The sequence below is a fragment of the Geodermatophilus sp. URMC 62 genome (assembly GCF_052931475.1).
The window spans coordinates 1-15,511 of record NZ_JBRFHY010000001.1 but is presented as its reverse complement, the minus strand read 5'-3'; the positions used below and the strand labels follow the sequence as shown (position 1 = coordinate 15,511).

The 15,511-nt window shown below is 76.6% G+C and carries 13 protein-coding genes and 1 pseudogene; 8 read left to right on the top strand and 6 right to left on the bottom strand.

Going from position 1 to position 15,511, the window contains the following annotated elements; all coding sequences use genetic code 11:
- Positions 1-115: 115 nt before the first annotated feature.
- From ACU616_RS00070 to ACU616_RS00055, 4 genes are all read right to left on the bottom strand, one after another.
- Positions 116-1,123 carry an NAD-dependent epimerase/dehydratase family protein gene (locus ACU616_RS00070; protein ID WP_446756463.1) on the bottom strand — a complete coding sequence of 336 codons (1,008 nt, stop codon included), beginning with the start codon at positions 1,121-1,123 and terminating at the stop codon, positions 116-118.
- A 62-nt stretch (positions 1,124-1,185) separates the two neighbouring features.
- Positions 1,186-2,589 (bottom strand): WS/DGAT/MGAT family O-acyltransferase, encoded by a 1,404-nt coding sequence (locus ACU616_RS00065; RefSeq protein WP_446756462.1) that lies wholly within the window; start codon positions 2,587-2,589, stop codon positions 1,186-1,188.
- A 94-nt stretch (positions 2,590-2,683) separates the two neighbouring features.
- Positions 2,684-3,661, bottom strand: a complete 978-nt coding sequence (locus tag ACU616_RS00060) for an alpha/beta fold hydrolase (protein WP_446756461.1) — start codon at positions 3,659-3,661, stop codon at positions 2,684-2,686.
- A 93-nt stretch (positions 3,662-3,754) separates the two neighbouring features.
- A complete protein-coding gene (locus tag ACU616_RS00055) occupies positions 3,755-5,707 on the bottom strand; it encodes an FUSC family protein (RefSeq protein ID WP_446756460.1) in 1,953 nt (650 codons plus the stop codon).
- Positions 5,708-5,933: 226 nt separating this feature from the next.
- Here ACU616_RS00055 and ACU616_RS00050 point away from each other — a divergent pair, with 226 nt between their 5' ends.
- The 7 genes from ACU616_RS00050 (at position 5,934) to ACU616_RS00020 (ending at position 12,669) form a co-directional block, all read left to right on the top strand.
- Positions 5,934-7,319, top strand: a complete 1,386-nt coding sequence (locus ACU616_RS00050) for an FAD-dependent oxidoreductase (RefSeq protein WP_446756459.1) — start codon at positions 5,934-5,936, stop codon at positions 7,317-7,319.
- 63 nt (positions 7,320-7,382) lie between these two features.
- The gene (locus ACU616_RS00045) at positions 7,383-7,859 is read left to right on the top strand and encodes a GNAT family N-acetyltransferase (RefSeq protein WP_446756458.1); all 477 of its coding nucleotides are present in this window, start codon (positions 7,383-7,385) and stop codon (positions 7,857-7,859) included.
- 11 nt (positions 7,860-7,870) lie between these two features.
- Positions 7,871-8,716: a Nif3-like dinuclear metal center hexameric protein gene (locus tag ACU616_RS00040; protein WP_446756457.1), complete on the top strand. Its 846-nt coding sequence runs from the start codon at positions 7,871-7,873 to the stop codon at positions 8,714-8,716.
- A 90-nt stretch (positions 8,717-8,806) separates the two neighbouring features.
- Entirely contained in the window at positions 8,807-9,103 is a 297-nt protein-coding gene (locus ACU616_RS00035; protein ID WP_446756456.1) for a DUF3311 domain-containing protein, read from the top strand.
- A gap of 3 nt (positions 9,104-9,106) precedes the next feature.
- Complete coding sequence (gene mctP / locus ACU616_RS00030; protein WP_446756455.1) at positions 9,107-10,747, top strand: monocarboxylate uptake permease MctP; 1,641 nt, start codon at positions 9,107-9,109, stop codon at positions 10,745-10,747.
- A 90-nt stretch (positions 10,748-10,837) separates the two neighbouring features.
- A complete protein-coding gene (locus ACU616_RS00025) occupies positions 10,838-11,578 on the top strand; it encodes a zinc ribbon domain-containing protein (RefSeq protein ID WP_446756454.1) in 741 nt (246 codons plus the stop codon).
- Positions 11,575-12,669 carry a bifunctional RNase H/acid phosphatase gene (locus ACU616_RS00020; RefSeq protein WP_446756453.1) on the top strand — a complete coding sequence of 365 codons (1,095 nt, stop codon included), beginning with the start codon at positions 11,575-11,577 and terminating at the stop codon, positions 12,667-12,669. The genes ACU616_RS00025 and ACU616_RS00020 overlap by 4 nt, the downstream gene beginning before the upstream one ends.
- Before the next feature lie 27 nt (positions 12,670-12,696).
- Here ACU616_RS00020 and ACU616_RS00015 read toward each other — a convergent pair whose 3' ends face one another.
- Entirely contained in the window at positions 12,697-14,043 is a 1,347-nt protein-coding gene (locus tag ACU616_RS00015; protein WP_446756452.1) for an aspartate aminotransferase family protein, read from the bottom strand.
- Positions 14,044-14,129: 86 nt separating this feature from the next.
- Between ACU616_RS00015 and ACU616_RS00010 the strand changes: the two genes are divergently transcribed.
- Positions 14,130-15,176, top strand: coding sequence for a phosphotransferase (locus ACU616_RS00010; RefSeq protein ID WP_446756451.1), 1,047 nt, complete (start codon positions 14,130-14,132; stop codon positions 15,174-15,176).
- Between the two features lie 38 nt (positions 15,177-15,214).
- Here ACU616_RS00010 and ACU616_RS00005 read toward each other — a convergent pair.
- Positions 15,215-15,511, bottom strand: a pseudogene (locus ACU616_RS00005) (ectoine/hydroxyectoine ABC transporter ATP-binding protein EhuA); the annotation flags it as partial.

Sequence of the window (15,511 nt, the reverse complement as noted above, 5' to 3'; positions counted from 1 at the left end):
GGGCTCCTCTGCCCGCCCATCGTCCGCCCGGCGGTGGCCCGCCCGGCCCTCGGTCTGCCGCCGTGGCCGGGGGAGGACCGAGCCTGCCGGGCCGGCGCCGTCCGCGGTAGCCGGGTCAGCCCGAGCGCAGCGTCGCGCGCAGCGCCTCCAGGCCGGTGTAGCGCGGCGTCCAGCCGAGCTCCTCGCGGGCCTTGGTGGTGTCCATGATCGCCGGGTGGCTGGCCGCCTCCACCCACTCGGCGACCGGCGGCAGGAAGGGCAGCCGGGACACCGCCCGGGCGGCGAGCTGGGCCGGGGCGGCGGGCAGCGGCAGCGGGATCGCGCCGTACTCGCGGGCGACGTCGGCGGCGGTGAGCACGCCGTCGCCGGCGATGTTGTACGCCCCGGGCGGGCCGGCGGCGACGACGCACTGCAGCAGCGCCTGGCCGACGTCGTCCTCGTGGATGAACTGCAGCGGCAGCGCGGGGACCGCCACGGGGACCGGCACCGGCAGCCGCCGGGTGCTCTGCTCGGCCAGCCGGCGGCCCAGCGGGGCGAGCGGGCCGGGGAGGACGTCCTTGGCGCCGACGGTGTGCGGGCCGAGCACCACCGGCGGCCGCAGCATGTACAGCGACAGCTCCGGGTGGCGGGCCGCCTCCGCCTCCAGCAGCTGCTCGAGCTCGGCCTTCTCCTGGGCGTAGAAGAGCCTCGATGCCGGACGCACCGGCCACTCCTCGGTCATGCCGACCGGGTTGTCCGGGTGGAAGCCGTAGGCGGCCACCGAGGAGGCGTAGACGAACCGGCGCGCGCCGGCCGCCGCCGCGGCGCGGAAGGCGTTGAGCGTCCCGTCGACGTTGATCGCGCGGGTGGTGTCCCGGGAGGCGTTGCCGGTGATCAGGAAGGCCAGGTGCACGACGACGTCGGCGCCGGCGAAGGCCTCGCGCAGCGCGTCGTCGTCGCGGACGTCACCGCGCCGGTACTCCATCTTCGTCCAGCCGCGGGCGGCGGGGTCGAAGGGACGGCGGGCGATGCCGACGACCCGCCGGATCCGGTCGTCGGCCTGCAGCAGCGGGACCAGGCCCTCGCCGAAGGTGCCGGTGGGGCCGGTGACGGCGACGGTCAGGTCGGTCTCGGGAGCGGTCACCCGCGTTCCGCTACCCGGCGCCCGCCGCGGTGAACCAGGTCACCGCGGCGGGCGCCGGGGGCTCAGCTGGTGGCCGCGGCCGGCTGCCTGCCGGCGGCCTCGACGAGCTCGTCGACGCCGCGGCGGATGCCCTCGGTGAGGACGTCGACGTCGGGGAAGGCGTCGAAGTCGGCGTTGATCCCGAAGGTCATCGAGTTGAGGTAGCTGAAGATGCCGATCGAGATGCGGGTGCCGCCGGCGATGGGCACGTAGGGGTGCGCGGAGACCATCCGCCTGCCGAGCACGTACAGCGGCACCCGCGGGCCGGGCACGTTCGTGGTCACCGCCTGGCACCACGTCTGGCCGGCCTGCACCGTGGCGCGGACGCCGAGGGCCAGCAGCGTCGGCGCCATGACGTCGCCCATCGCGATGATCGAGCGGGCGTCGACCGCCTGCATCGTCTTCTTGTAGTCGTCCATCTGCCGCCGGATCCTGGCCAGCCGGACCACCGGGTCGGGTTCGCCCACCGGGAGGTCGACGAAGACGGCGGTCACCCGGTTGTCCAGCGCGCCGCGCTCGCCCTCCTGGCGCACCGAGATCGGCACCATCGTGCGGACGACGGTGTCGGCGCCCAGCGCGCCGCGGCCCTTGAGCAGGTCGCGGAAGCCGCGGGTGATGGCGGTCAGGACGACGTCGTTGACCGTGCCGCCCAGCGCGGTGCGCGCGGTCTTGAACTCGGCGAACTCCGCGTCGGCCCAGGCCCAGCGGCGGTGCGGCCCGATCGGGCCGGTGAGGGTGCGGGCCGTGGGGGTCAGCGCCTGGCGGGCCAGCGCGGGCAGGGTCGTGGCCGCCGCGCGCAGGCTGCCCAGCGCGCCCTTCGCGCCCTCGGTGAGGGCGCTGGGGCCGTGGGTGAGCTGGCGCAGCGGGGCGGTGGCGGTCTCGGTGAGCGCGCCGGCCACCATCGAGAGGTTCGACGGGCTGCGCTGCGGCGTCCAGTCGCCCGGCGCCGCGTGCTCGGCGTTCGGGTCGAGGTCGAACACGACCTGCATCAGGTCGGTGCCGGCGATGCCGTCGACCATGCAGTGGTGGACCTTGGAGATGATCGCCCACCGGTCGTCCTCCAGGCCCTCGACCAGCCACACCTCCCACAGCGGCTTGGCCATGTCGAGGCGCTGGCCGAGCACCCGCCCGGCCACGTTGCGCAGCTGCTCGGGACCGCCGGGCCTGGGCACCGCGGTGTGCCGCACGTGGTAGAGGATCTGGAAGTGCGGGTCGTCCACCCACAGCGGCCGGCCCAGGTCCATCGGCACCCGGCGGACCCGCTGGCGGTAGCGGGGCACCTGCGGCAGCTTGCTCAGCAGCAGCCGCACGAGGTCCCCGTAGGACGGCGCCGGCCCCTCGAAGACCGCCACGGAGCCGACGTGCAGCGGCGCGTTCTCGCTCTCCGCGTAGTAGAAGCCGGCGTCGGTCGCGCTCAGGCGGTCCACGGTGGTCGCTCCTCTGCTCGTCGTCCGGAGGTCCCGTCGTCCCGCGGCCCCGGCCCCGCTGCTGTGGTGACGGCCACAGTAGGCACGGCGGGTGTCAGCCTGCCCGCCGGGCGGGCCCCAGGCCGGCCTCGACCCGGTCGAGCAGGTCGGTCAGGGCCCGGTCGACGACGGCGGTGCGGGTCAGGTTGACGCTGTGCCCCGCGCCCGGCACCACGACCAGCTCGGCGCTGGCACCGATCCCCTCGGCGAGCCGGCGGCCGTGGACGGCCGGGGTCAGCCGGTCGTACTCGGCGGCGACGACGGTGACCGGCACGCGGCCGAGCACCGGTAGGGACGCGGTCTCGTCGTGGTCGAGGAAGGTGCCGTAGAAGGCCATCGTGATCGGCAGCGGCGTCTCCTCGAGCATGTCCTGCACCAGCCGCACGGCCTCGGGCGTCGCGTCGTCCTTCCCGAACAGGTAGCGGCGCATGTAGTGCCGGCCGATCCGCGTGCCGCGGCGGCGGAAGCGCTCGAGCGTCGGCGCGAGCAGCCGCAGCCACCACAGGTAGAGCCGCAGCAGGTGCAGCCGGCGCAGGAGCCGGACGCCGGCGGCGAGCAGGCCGGTGGACACCAGCCCACCGGCGGAGGTGGCCAGCAGGAACGCGCCGACGACGCGGTCGCCGAACAGCTCCGGCCGCCGGCGGGCGAAGGCCATGACCGTCATGCCGCCCATGGAGTGGCCGGCCAGCACGACCGGCCCCTCGGGGACGACGGCGTCGAGCACCTGGTCGAGGTCGCGGGCGGTGCGGTCGATCGTCGCGCTGCGCGGATCGGCCCAGCCGGACCGGCCGTGGCCGCGCTGGTCCCACAGCACCACGCGGGCGCGGTCGCGGATCGCCTCGCGCTGCAGGTCGAACTCGCCGAGCCGGGCGGTGAAGCCGTGGCTGAAGACGACGGTCAGGGGCGCGTCCTCGCGGCCGTCGACCTCGACGTGCAGGTCGACGCCGTCGTCGGTGCGGACGGTGCGCGAGCCCGGCGGCGGGGGACCGGGCTGCTGCGGGACGGGGGAGGTCGAACCGGGGGCGGTCGGCATCCGTCCATGACAGCGCAGCCGCGGGGGACCGGCGACTCCGCCCCCGCCCGTCCGCCGCGCGCGGGGCCGGGTGGTGGGAGCCGCGGACCCGGGTCAGGTGCCGGGTGCCGTGGTCTCGGGGCGGCGTCCGGGCGCGGCGTCGCGGACCAGCCGGCGGGCGGCGTCGACCTCGCGGGCCACCGGCGCGAGCACCCCGTCGGCGAGGATCTCCGCGTCGTCCGGCGGTGTCGTCGCGTGCAGCTCGTCGGCCAGGCCGCGGACGGCCCGGCGCAGCGCCGCGACCTGCGCCGGGTCGGGGGCCGGCTCGCCGCCGCGGACGGCGATGACCGCCTCGGTGACCGCGTCGGAGGTCCGCTCCAGCTGCACGATGACCGGCCACCACGCGCCGGCCCGGGTGCTGATCGGCGGCGGCTCGGCCAGCCGCCGCTGCAGCTGGGTGTGCAGCTCGGTGAGTGCCCGGTAGCTGCGCCGCCGGGCCCGCCGGCGGGCGGTGTGGTCCTCGCCGAACGCCGCGCCGGCGAAGTCGTCGAGGGCGAGGACGGCCGCGTGCAGCGCCTCGTCCAGCGGCGCCCGCCAGGTCTGCGGCCACAGCAGGTACCCGGCCACCAGGACGATCCCGCAGCCGATCAGGGTGTCGACCAGCCGCGCGCCGACCAGCCCGGGTCCGCCGGGGACGGCGAGGTCGAGCAGCAGGATGATCACCGGCGTCTGGAAGACGGAGAACAGGCCGAAGTTCGCGCCCCGCGCCCACGGGAGCAGGCCGACGGCGACGACCATGGCGAGCACCACCCAGGCGTCGCCGGGCAGCACCGACAGCAGCAGCGAGCCGATGAGGACGCCGAGCAGCGTGCCCGCGCCGCGCTGGACCGCCCGGGTGAACACCGACCCGAAGTCGGGTTTGAGCACGATCGCCACGGTGAGCAGCACCCAGTAGGGCCGCTCGATGGGCAGCAGCTGCCGGGCCACCTCCGCGATGGTCATGCACAGCACCAGCCGCAGGGCGAAGTCGCGGGTGTCGGGGCTGCCGAAGGTGCGGTCGGCGACGTCGCGCAGGCGCTCGCGCCACGGCAGCCGCGGCGCCGGGACGGCGGCCCCGGCCCGCTCCTCGGGATCACCGACCACGGCCCACGCCAGCCGCACCCCGTGCCGCACCGCGCGGCGGACCGCAGGCCCGTCCTCCAGCGCGGGGGGCCGCTCGGCGGGCAGCTCGCGGGCGCCGGAGACGGCCGCGGCCAGCGCGTGCACCGCCGTCACGTCGTGCGGGTCGGCGGGCACCCCGGCGCGGACGGAGGCCACGGCGGCCTCGACCAGCGGCGCGGCCGCGTTCAGGATCCCGGCGAGCTCGGAGAGCTGCCGGTTGCGCCCGGCGGCGAGGCTGCGGGTGCGGATGACCCGGTCGTAGGCGGCGTTGAGCGCGGTGGTCAGCTCGCGGCGGGCGTCGTCGGTGCCCTCGGTGCCCACGGCGGTGAGCAGCGCGGCGATGCGGGTGAAGACGGCGGCGACCGAGGTGCGGTCGGGGTCGCTGGGCTCGGTCGCGGCCTGCAGCAGGGTGGTCAGCGTGGCCCAGGCGGCGCCGGCGAAGAAGAACGCCACCTCGGCCACCTCCGGCAGCGGGGTGACCAGCCCGGAGGCCAGCGCGGTGTACACCAGCAGCTGCAGCGCGCCCAGCGACATCGCGGAGTTGACCGCGCTGATGACGGCGGCCGCCGCCGACAGCACGGCGACGACGAGCACCGGCAGCCAGCCGCCGCCGCTGGCGTACTGCCCGGCGACCAGCCCGACGGCGCCGAAGCCGACCGCGGCGGCGGTGCGGCGGAGCCGGTCGCGCAGCGGCCCGGCCTGCGGGGCGAGGCTGGCGGCCAGCGCGCCGGTGGTGGCGAAGACCCCGGCGCCGAGCGCGGTCCCTCCGCCGACCAGCAGGGCGAGCGCCAGCGGTGCGGGCACGGTGACGGCGAACCGGACGACGTCGCGCCAGGGCACCGGCGGGGGGCTCGTGCGGACCAGCTCCTCCAGCCACGCCGGTGCCCGCAACCCCCGCTCTGCCACGGGTCCTGAGCTTTCCATCCACCCCGGGTCCCCGCGGCGACGATCAGGCGACCTGATCATGGCGTGTCCTCCCCGACCGCCCACCGTGGGGGAGGACGCGCTGCGGTGGGGGAGGACGCGCTGCGTGGGCCGGTGGGCAGCGAGGTCGGCGTATCAGGCGACGAGGGGCGGCCTCTGGTCGGTCAGGAGCCGCCCCGGGGAGGGGTGGCGCGACCGGGAGGTACCCATGACCGTTCCCACCACCGGCGAGGGCGGCACCGCCGTCGTCATCGGCGCGAGCATGGCCGGCCTGCTGGCGGCCCGCGTCCTCGCCGAGCACGTCGGCCGGGTCGTGGTGCTCGACCGCGACACGCTGCCCGACGACGCCGTCGCGCGCGGTGGCGCCCCGCAGTCCGCGCACGCGCACGGGCTGCTGGCGCGCGGCCGGCGGGCCCTGGAGGAGCTGCTGCCGGGGCTGACCGCGGACCTCGTCGCGCGGGGCGCCCTCTCCGGCGACATGCAGGCGGACTTCCGCTGGATCAGCCAGGGCCGGCCGATGGCCGCGGCCACGTCGGGGCTAGAGGGCCTGATGGTGAGCCGGCCGCTGCTCGAGCGGGAGGTGCGCCGCCGTGTGCTGGCCGACCCGCGGATCGGCGTCCGCGAGCGGGTCGACGTGCGGTCCCTGGTGCACGACGCCTCGGGCCGGGTGACCGGCGTCGCGGGGCTGGACCGGGACGACCCGCCCGGCGACGGGCTCCGCCGGTGGGACGCCGACCTCGTCGTCGACGCCTCCGGGCGGCAGTCCTGCGCGCCGGAGTGGCTGGCTGCCTCGGGCTTCGAGGCGCCGGAGGAGGAGCGGGTCGAGGTCGACGTCGCCTACGCCACCCGCCACTACCGCCGCGAGCCCGGCCACCTCGACGGGGCCCTCGGGCTGGCCCTGGCCGGCACGCCGGACAACCCGCGGGGCGGCGTCCTGCTCGCCCAGGAGGGGGACCGCTGGGTCTGCGGGCTCGGCGGGATCCTGGGGGACCGGCCGCCGCTGGACCACGCCGGTTTCGAGGCCTACGCGGCGAGCCTGCCGTCGCCGGCGCTGTACGAGGTCATCCGCTCCGCCGAGCCCCTCGACGAGCCGCGGCGCTTCCGGTTCCCGGCGTCGGTGCGCCGGCGCTACGAGCGGCTGGCGCGCTCGCCGCGGGGGCTGCTGGTCACCGGCGACGCCGTCTGCAGCTTCAACCCCGTCTACGGGCAGGGGATGGCCGTGGCCGCGCTGGAGGCGCTCGCGCTGCGCGACGTCCTCCGCGGCGGGCTGGACCGGCCCTCGCTGGCGCAGGAGTTCTGGCGGGCCTGCGCGCCGGTCGTCGACGTCCCGTGGCAGATCGCGGCCGGCGGGGACCGGCGCTATCCCGGCGTCCCCGGCCCGGTCGACCGGCGCACGCGACTGCTCAACGGCTACGTCGCCCGGGTGCAGCGCGCGGCCGCCGTCGACCCGGCGGTGGGGACGGCGTTCCTGCGGGTGGCCAACCTCGAGGCGCCGCCGCCCAGCCTGATGGCGCCGTCGGTGCTGGCCCGCGTCGTGCGCGCGTCGCGTCGCGTGCCGGCGGTGCCCCGGCCCCGGGTGCCGGCCGTGGTCTGAGGAGTGCCCGGCGGGCGTGCGCGGTGGCAGGCCACCGGCCCGCCGGGCTGGGAGGCTCCGCGCGTGAGCGGGATCGCCGTCCGGGTCGCCTCGGCCGCGGACCTGCGGGAGGTCCCCGCCGTCGAGGACGCCGCCGACGGGCTCTTCCGCGAGCGCGGGGTGCTGGACCTGCCCGCCGCCGCGCCGGCCGCGCTGCGGGCCGGCGCCTGGCGCGTCCTGGTCGCCGGGCGGCCGGTGGTCGGGTTCGCCGCGCTGGAGCGGGTGGACGGCGAGGTGCACCTCGAGCAGCTGTCGGTGCACCCGTCGGCCATGCGGCGGGGCGTCGGCGCTGCGCTGCTGGAGGCCGCGGTGTCGGCGGCACGGGGAGCCGGCGCACGGCGGGTCACCCTCACCACCTACGCCGACGGCCCCTGGTATGCCGCCCGCGGGTTCACCGAGGTGACCGACCCGGGGCCGGAGCTGGCCGCCCGGGTCGCGCACGAGGCCGCGCTGGGGCTGGAGGTGCACGGCCGGCGCGTCGTGATGGCGCGGTCCACCTAGGGTCGGCCGTCGTGACCGCCACCCTCGGCGAGGTCGTCGCCGCACTCGAGGCCCGCTACGACCCGGCGCTGGCCGAGAGCTGGGACGCCGTCGGGCTGGTGTGCGGCGACCCCGCGGAGCCGGTCGACCGGGTGCTCGTCGCCGTCGACCCGGTGGCCGCCGTCGTCGACGAGGCGGTCGAGACCGGCGCGGGCCTGCTGGTCACCCACCACCCGCTGTTCCTCACCCCGGTGCACGGCGTCCCGGCCGACGACCCGAAGGGGCGCCTGGTGCACCGGCTCGTGCGGGCCGGGTGCGGGCTGTTCGTGGCGCACACCAACGCCGACCGCGCCGCCGACGTCGGGGTCAACGACGCGCTGGCCGCCGTCCTCGGGCTCACCGCGACCCGGCCGCTGGAGCCGGTGGCCCCTGGCTCGCGCCAGGGCCTGGGCCGGGTCGGGGACCTCCCCGTGCCGACGACGCTGGCCGCCTTCGCTGCGCACGCCGCGGCCGTGCTGCCCGCAACCGCCGGGGGCGTGCGCGCGGCCGGCGACCCCGGCCGCCCGGTGCGCACCGTCGCGGTGTGCGGCGGCAGCGGGGGCTCGCTGCTGCAGGCCGCCGCGGCCGCCGGCGCCGACGTCCTCCTGACGAGTGACCTGCGGCACCACCCGGTGAGCGAGGCGCAAGAGGACGAGGGCCCTGGCCTGTGCGACGTGGCACACTTCGCCTCCGAGTGGCCCTGGGTGCCGGTGGCCGCGGAGGTGCTGGCCGCGGACCTGTCCGGCCGGGTCGAGGCGGTCGTCTCCCGGCGCCGCACCGACCCGTGGACGGTGCACGCAGGGGCAGACGGGGAGCCGGCCGCAGGGGCGGCCGGCTGAGGTCCGGGGCGGCGCCCCGGGAGGAGGCCGACGATGGCCAGCGCACCGACACCGCCCGTCGACGGTCGGGCGCGGACCGGAGGGGTACCCGTGCGCAGCGACCGCAGCCCCTGGAACTGGCTGCTGCTCCTGCCGGTCGTGGTGCCGCTGATCGTCCCGCTGTACAACCACGTCGAGCCGACCCTGTTCGGCTGGCCGCTCTTCTACTGGCTGCAGCTGGCGTTCGTCGCGCTCGGCGTCCTGACCACGGTGCTCGTCTACCGGGCCACCCGGCGCAGCCCGGCCGAGCAGGCCGCCGCCCGCGCCGCCGTCGCGCGGGACGCCGGCCGCACCACCACGACCCGGGACACCACGACCCGGGACACCACCCGAGACCAGGAGCGCTGAGCCGTGGACGGGGTCAACGTCGTCGAGCTGACGATCGTCATCGTCCTGTTCCTCGTCGTCACCGTGATGGGGTTCGTCGCCGCCCGCTGGCGGCGCGCGGAGGACCTCATGCACCTCGACGAGTGGGGCCTGGGCGGGCGCAGCTTCGGCACCTGGATCACCTGGTTCCTGCTGGGCGGTGACCTGTACACCGCCTACACCTTCGTCGCCGTCCCCGCGCTGATGTTCGGCGCCGGCGCCTCCGGGTTCTTCGCCGTCCCGTACACCGTCGTGATCTACCCGCTGGTCTTCCTCGTGGTGATCCGGCTGTGGTCGGTCAGCCACGTGCGCGGCTTCGTGACGCCGGCGGACTTCGTCCGCGCCCGGTTCGACAGCCCGGTGATGGCGCTGCTGGTCGCCCTCACCGGGATCGTGGCGACGATGCCCTACATCGCCCTCCAGCTGGTGGGCATCGAGGCGATCCTCAAGGCGATGGGCGTCGAGGGCGAGCTCCCGCTCATCGTCGCCTTCGTGATCCTGGCGCTCTACACCTACAACTCCGGCCTGCGGGCGCCGGCGCTGATCGCCTTCGTCAAGGACACGCTGATCTACCTGACGATCATCGTGGCGGTCATCGTGATCCCGGCGAAGCTCGGCGGCTGGGAGGCGATCTTCGGCGCGGCCGAGGAGAAGTTCTCCGCCGGGACGGGCGCCGGGGTGCTGCTCCCGGCCACCGGTCAGCTGGGCTACGCGACCCTGGCCCTGGGCTCGGCGCTGGCGCTGTTCCTCTACCCGCACTCGATCACCGGCATCCTGGCGGCCAGCAACCGCGACGTGCTCAAGCGCAACATGAGCGCCCTGCCGGTCTACAGCCTCGCGCTCGGGTTCATCGCGCTGCTGGGCTTCATGGCCATCGCCGCCGGGGTCACGCCGATCGGCGAGGACGGCAACACGATCGTCCCGGTGCTGTTCCAGGAGATGTTCCCGAGCTGGTTCGCCGGCATCGCCTTCGCCGCCATCGGCATCGGCGCGCTGGTCCCCGCGGCGATCATGTCGATCGCCGCGGCGAACCTGTTCACCCGCAACATCTACAAGGAGTTCCTCAAGCGGGACGCCACGCCCAAGCAGGAGGCCCAGGTCGCGAAGATCACCTCGCTGGTGGTCAAGGTGGGCGCGGTCGCGGCCATCCTGTTCATCGACCCGCAGTTCTCGATCGACCTGCAGCTCATCGGCGGGGTGATCATCCTGCAGACGCTGCCGGCGGTCGCGCTGGGGCTCTACACCCGCTGGCTGCACCGCGGCGGGCTGGTCGCCGGCTGGGTGGCCGGGATGGCCGCGGGCCTGCTGATGCTCTACAACATCCCGCGGGTCGGCCCGGACGGCAGCGTCGTCCGCGAGCACTTCGGCGGGTCGTCGTTCCCGCTGGCCAAGCTCGGCCTGGACGTGCAGTCCAGCGTGTACGCCGGCTTCCTGGCGCTGCTGGTCAACCTCGTCGTCACCGTGCTGGTGACCGTGGCGCTGCGGGCGGCCCGGGTGCCCGAGGGCGTGGACGGCACGGCGGAGGCCGACTACACCGCCGAGCGCGAGGACCCGACCTTCCGCGACCTGCCCGACCCGCTGGAGTCGGCCCCGCCGGGGACGGGGGACGCCGGCGCCCGCAGGTGAAGGACCCCCGTGCCCCCCACCGCTCGCAGGCTCGCGTCGGGACCCTGCACGGGGGCCGGGGAAGCCGTCAGCCGCAGGTAGGTTGGACGGGTGAAGGCCGACCACTTCGAGCAGCAGAAGCTGCTGGCCCTGGCCGACGAGGACGTCGCGCTCACCCAGCTGGCCCACCGGCGGCGCACGCTGCCGGAGGTCGCCGCGGTCGAGGCCGCGACGGAGGCCGAGCGCACGTTCGCCGAGGCGGTGGTCCGCGCCGAGACCGAGGTGAGCGACCTCGACCGCGAGCAGAAGCGGCTCGAGGCCGACGTCGACACCGTGCGACAGCGGGCGGCCCGCGACCAGTCGCGCATCGACTCCGGGGCGGCGACGCCGAAGGAGATCACCTCGCTGCAGTCGGAGCTGCAGTCGCTCGCGCGGCGGCAGTCGGACCTGGAGGACCAGGTGCTCGAGCTGATGGAGCGCCGGGAGACCGCCGACGCCGCGCTGGGAGCCGCGCAGGAGGGCCGCGCCTCGGCCGTCGCCGACCGGGAGCGGGCCGAGCAGCTGCGCGACGACGCGCTGGCCGACATCGCCGACGCCACCGCGCGGCACGAGGCCGCCCGCGCCGAGGTCGCCGCCGGCATCTCCGACCCGCTGCGGACGCTCTACGACCGCATCCGCGCCCAGACCGGCACCACCGGCGCGGCGGTGCTGAAGGCCCGCCAGTGCCAGGGCTGCCGGATCGAGCTGAACGGGCGCGAGCTGGCCGCCGTCCGCAACGCCGACCCGCACGAGGTGGTCCGCTGCGAGAACTGCGGCCGGATCCTCGTCCGCACCGCCGAGTCCGGGCTGTGACGCGCCGGCTCGTCGTCGAGGCCGACGGCGGGTCACGGGGCAACCCGGGCCCGGCCGGCTACGGCGCGCTCGTCCGCGACGCGACCAGCGGGCGGGTGCTCGCCGAGCGGGCCGCCTCGGTGGGCCGGGCGACCAACAATGTCGCCGAGTACGGCGGGCTGGTCGCCGGGCTGCAGGCCGCGCTCGACCTCGACCCGGCCGCCGACGTCGAGGTCCGCATGGACTCCAAGCTCGTCGTCGAGCAGATGTCGGGCCGCTGGAAGGTCAAGCACCCGGACATGCAGAAGCTCGCCCTGCAGGCCCGCGACCTGGCCCGGCAGCTGGGCAGCGTCCGCTACACGTGGGTGCCGCGGGCGCAGAACGGTGCCGCCGACGTCCTGGCCAACAGCGCGATGGACGGGAAGCCGGTGCACCGCGACGCCGCGGCCGAGCCGAGCACCGTGGCCGACGACGTCCAGCCGGCCGCCGAGCCCCCGCCCGTCGTCACCACCGTCACCCACCTGCTGCGCCACGGGCGGACGGCGCACACCCCCGAGCGCCGCTACAGCGGGCGCAACGACCTGCCGCTGTCGCCGACCGGGCGCGCGGAGGCCGAGGCCGCCGCCGCGCGGGTGCGCGACCTGGGCATCGAGGTGGTCGTCGCCTCGCCGCTGCGGCGGACGCGGGAGACCGCCGAGACGGTGGCCGCCGCGCTGGGGCTGCCGGTCGAGGTCGACGAGGACCTGGTCGAGCTCGACTTCGGCGAGCTGGAGGGGCTGACCGCCGCGGAGGCGCGGGAGCGCTACCCGCTCGCCACCCGGCGCTTCGCCGCCGACGTCACCGTCGCCGCTCCGGGCGGGGAGTCGGTCGCCGACGTGAGCCGGCGCGTGGCCCGGGCCCGCGCGCGCATCCTGCGCGAGCACCGGGGGCGGACGGTGCTGGTGGTCACCCACGTCACGCCGATCAAGCTGCTGCTGGCCGCCGGGCTCGACGTCGACGACGCGGTGGTCCACCGGGTGTTCCTGGAGGCCGCCTCGCTGTCCACGGTCGCCTGGGCCACCGACGGCCGGCACTCGGTGCGCCTGGTCAACGACACCGGCCACCTGCGCTGAGGTGCCGGACGGCGGGCCCGGCGCGGGTCAGCCGGACGACGGCAGGACCGACAGCGCCCCCCCGAACTCCGTGAGGAAGCGCTCGGCGTCCCGGTGGCCGAACACCAGCGGCGGCCTGATCTTGAGCACGTTGGCGTGCCGGCCGGACGCGCTGATCAGCACCCGACGCCGGCGCAGCTCGTTGACCAGGAACGCCGCCGCCGCCGCGTCCGGTGTCAGGCCGGCCCGGTCCCGCACCACCTCGACGGCGAGGAAGAGGCCGGCGCCGCGCACCTCGCCGATCCGCCCGTCGTCGGCGGTGAGCCGGCGCAGCTCGCCGAGGAGGTGCCGGCCGACCTCGGCCGCGTGCGGGACCAGGTCCCGGTCCTCGATCTCGTCGAGCACGGCGGCGGCCGCCGCGATGCTCACCGGGTTGCCGCCGAAGGTGTTGAAGTAGCGCACGTCGCGCCCGAAGCGGTCGAAGAGGTCCGCCCGGCCCACCACGGCCGAGATCGGCAGCCCGTTGCCCATCGGCTTGCCGAGCACCACCAGGTCGGGGACGACGCCGTGACGGGGGAACCCCCACCAGCCGGTGCCCAGGCGGCCGAACCCCGGCTGCACCTCGTCCGCGACGTACACGCCGCCGTGGCGGTGCACCAGGTCGACGGCCGGCCCCAGGAACCCGGCGGGGTCGAGCTGCAGCCCGTCGCTGGACAGGCAGGAGTCGACGAGCAGCCCGGCGAGGGCGTGGCCGCGCTGCCGGAGCGTCTCGATGCCCTCGGCGACCCGGGCGGCGAGGGCCCGGTCGGCCGTGGCGGGGTCCTCCCGCAGCTGGTCGGGGGCGTCGACGAGGACGACGTGCGCCGGGATCGGGTTGTTCGGGCCGAGGCTGGGGGAGACGGCGGCCGTCGCCCGGGTGGTGCCGTGGTAGGCGTGGCCGGTCACCAGCCACCCGCCGGCGCCGGTCCCGTACTCGGCGACCCGCAGCGCCAGGTCGACCGCCTCGCTGCCGCTGCAGCAGAACACGACCTGCTGCAGGTGCGGCGGGAACAGCGCGGTCAGCCGCTCGGCGTAGTCGACGATCCCGGAGGTCAGGTACCGGGTGTGGGTGTTGACCCGGCCGAGCTGGTCGGCCACCGCCTGCTGCACCCGCGGGTTGGAGTGCCCCACGGCCGGCACGTTGTTGTAGACGTCGAGGTGGTCGCGCCCCGCGGCGTCGAACAGCAGCGTCCCCTCCGCCCGCACCACCTCCAGGGGCTCCTCGTAGAACAGCCGGTAGGGGGCGCCCAGCACCCGCTCCCGCCGCCGCAGCAGCGCCGCGGTCGACGCCGGCAGCGCGTCCCGCGCGGTGGAGGGGTCGTGGCTGTTGGCCATGTGCATGCGCTGCGGCGTCACGGGCCCTCCGGGATTGCGCCCGCCCGTGCGGCGCGGGCAGGCTCGACGGGCACAGTGTGTCGGCTCGACCGGCGGGGGTCCGTGGGGTGGTCGTCAGTGGGCCCTCCCCGGAGCAGTCGGCCGGGCGCGTCCTCGACCTCGCCGTCGAGCAGGTGCGGGCCCTCGTCGCCGAGCTCCACGGGCTGCGGGCCCGCCGGATCGAGCGGGTCGAGGCCGAGCTGGCCACCGTCTGCCGCGTGGAGGACGACGCCGGCCGCGTCCTCGCGGTCAAGGTCGTCCACGACGAGGAGCAGCAGCGCGCCGCGCTGGAGTGGCGCACCGCGGTGGTGACCGGCCTCGCCGATCGGGGGCAGCCCGTGCCCGGGATCGTCCCCGACCGGAGCGGGGCGGCGGTGTCCGGAGCGGACGCCGGGGGGACCCCCGTCCTGGTGGTGGTCGAGGAGTGGCTGACCGGCGTCCCGCTGCACGCCGCCGAGGTGGACCGCGACCTGCTGCGCGAGGTCGGGGGCACCGCCGCCCGCCTCTCCGCGGCCCTCGCCACGGCGCCCCCGCCGCCACCGGGGCTGACCCACGTGTGGGAGGCCTCGCGCGGGCGGCGGACGATCCTGCAGGCCCTGCCCGACGTCCGGGACCCAGGAGTCGGCGAGCTCGCCGCCGCGGCCGCCGACGGGTTCGCCGCCGACGTGGCCCCGCACCTGGCCGAGCTGCCGCGTGCCGTCGTCCACCAGGACCTGCACGACGCCAACCTCCTCGTCGGGCGGGCCGGCGGCCGCCCCCGGGTGACCGGCGTCCTCGACTTCGGCGACATGCTCACCGGGCTGCGGGTGGCCGAGCTGGCGGTGGCGGCGGGCTACGCGGCCCGGCTCACCGACGACCCGCTGCGGGGGCTGCTCGACGTGGTCGCCGGCTGGGGCGAGCAGGCGTCCCTGGACGAGGTCGAGGCGCGGGTCGTCCTCCCGCTGGCCCGGACCCGGCTGGCGGTGAACGCCGCGGTGTGGGCCGCGCGCTCGTCCGGGACGCGGGCCGCCTACGCGGCCGCCCGGTCGGCGCGCTCGCTGCCCGCCCTGCGGGCGCTGCTGGCCGCCGACCGGGACGCCGTGGCCGCCGAGGTGCACCGGCTCACCCGCGCCTGACCCCGCCCGCCCGCCGGTGCAGCGGGCGGGCGGGACCGTCACAGCACCTTGCTGAGGAACGAGCGGGTGCGCTCGTGCTGCGGCCGGCCCAGGACGTCGGCGGGCGCGCCCTCCTCGACGACGACGCCGCCGTCGATGAACACGACCGTGTCGCCGACCTCGCGGGCGAAGCCGATCTCGTGCGTGACCACGACCATCGTCATCCCGCCCGCGGCCAGGCCGCGCATGACGTCGAGCACCTCCCCGACCAGCTCGGGGTCGAGGGCCGAGGTCGGCTCGTCGAAGAGCATCAGCTTGGGCTGCATCGCCAGCGCTCGGGCGATCGCGGCCTCCGG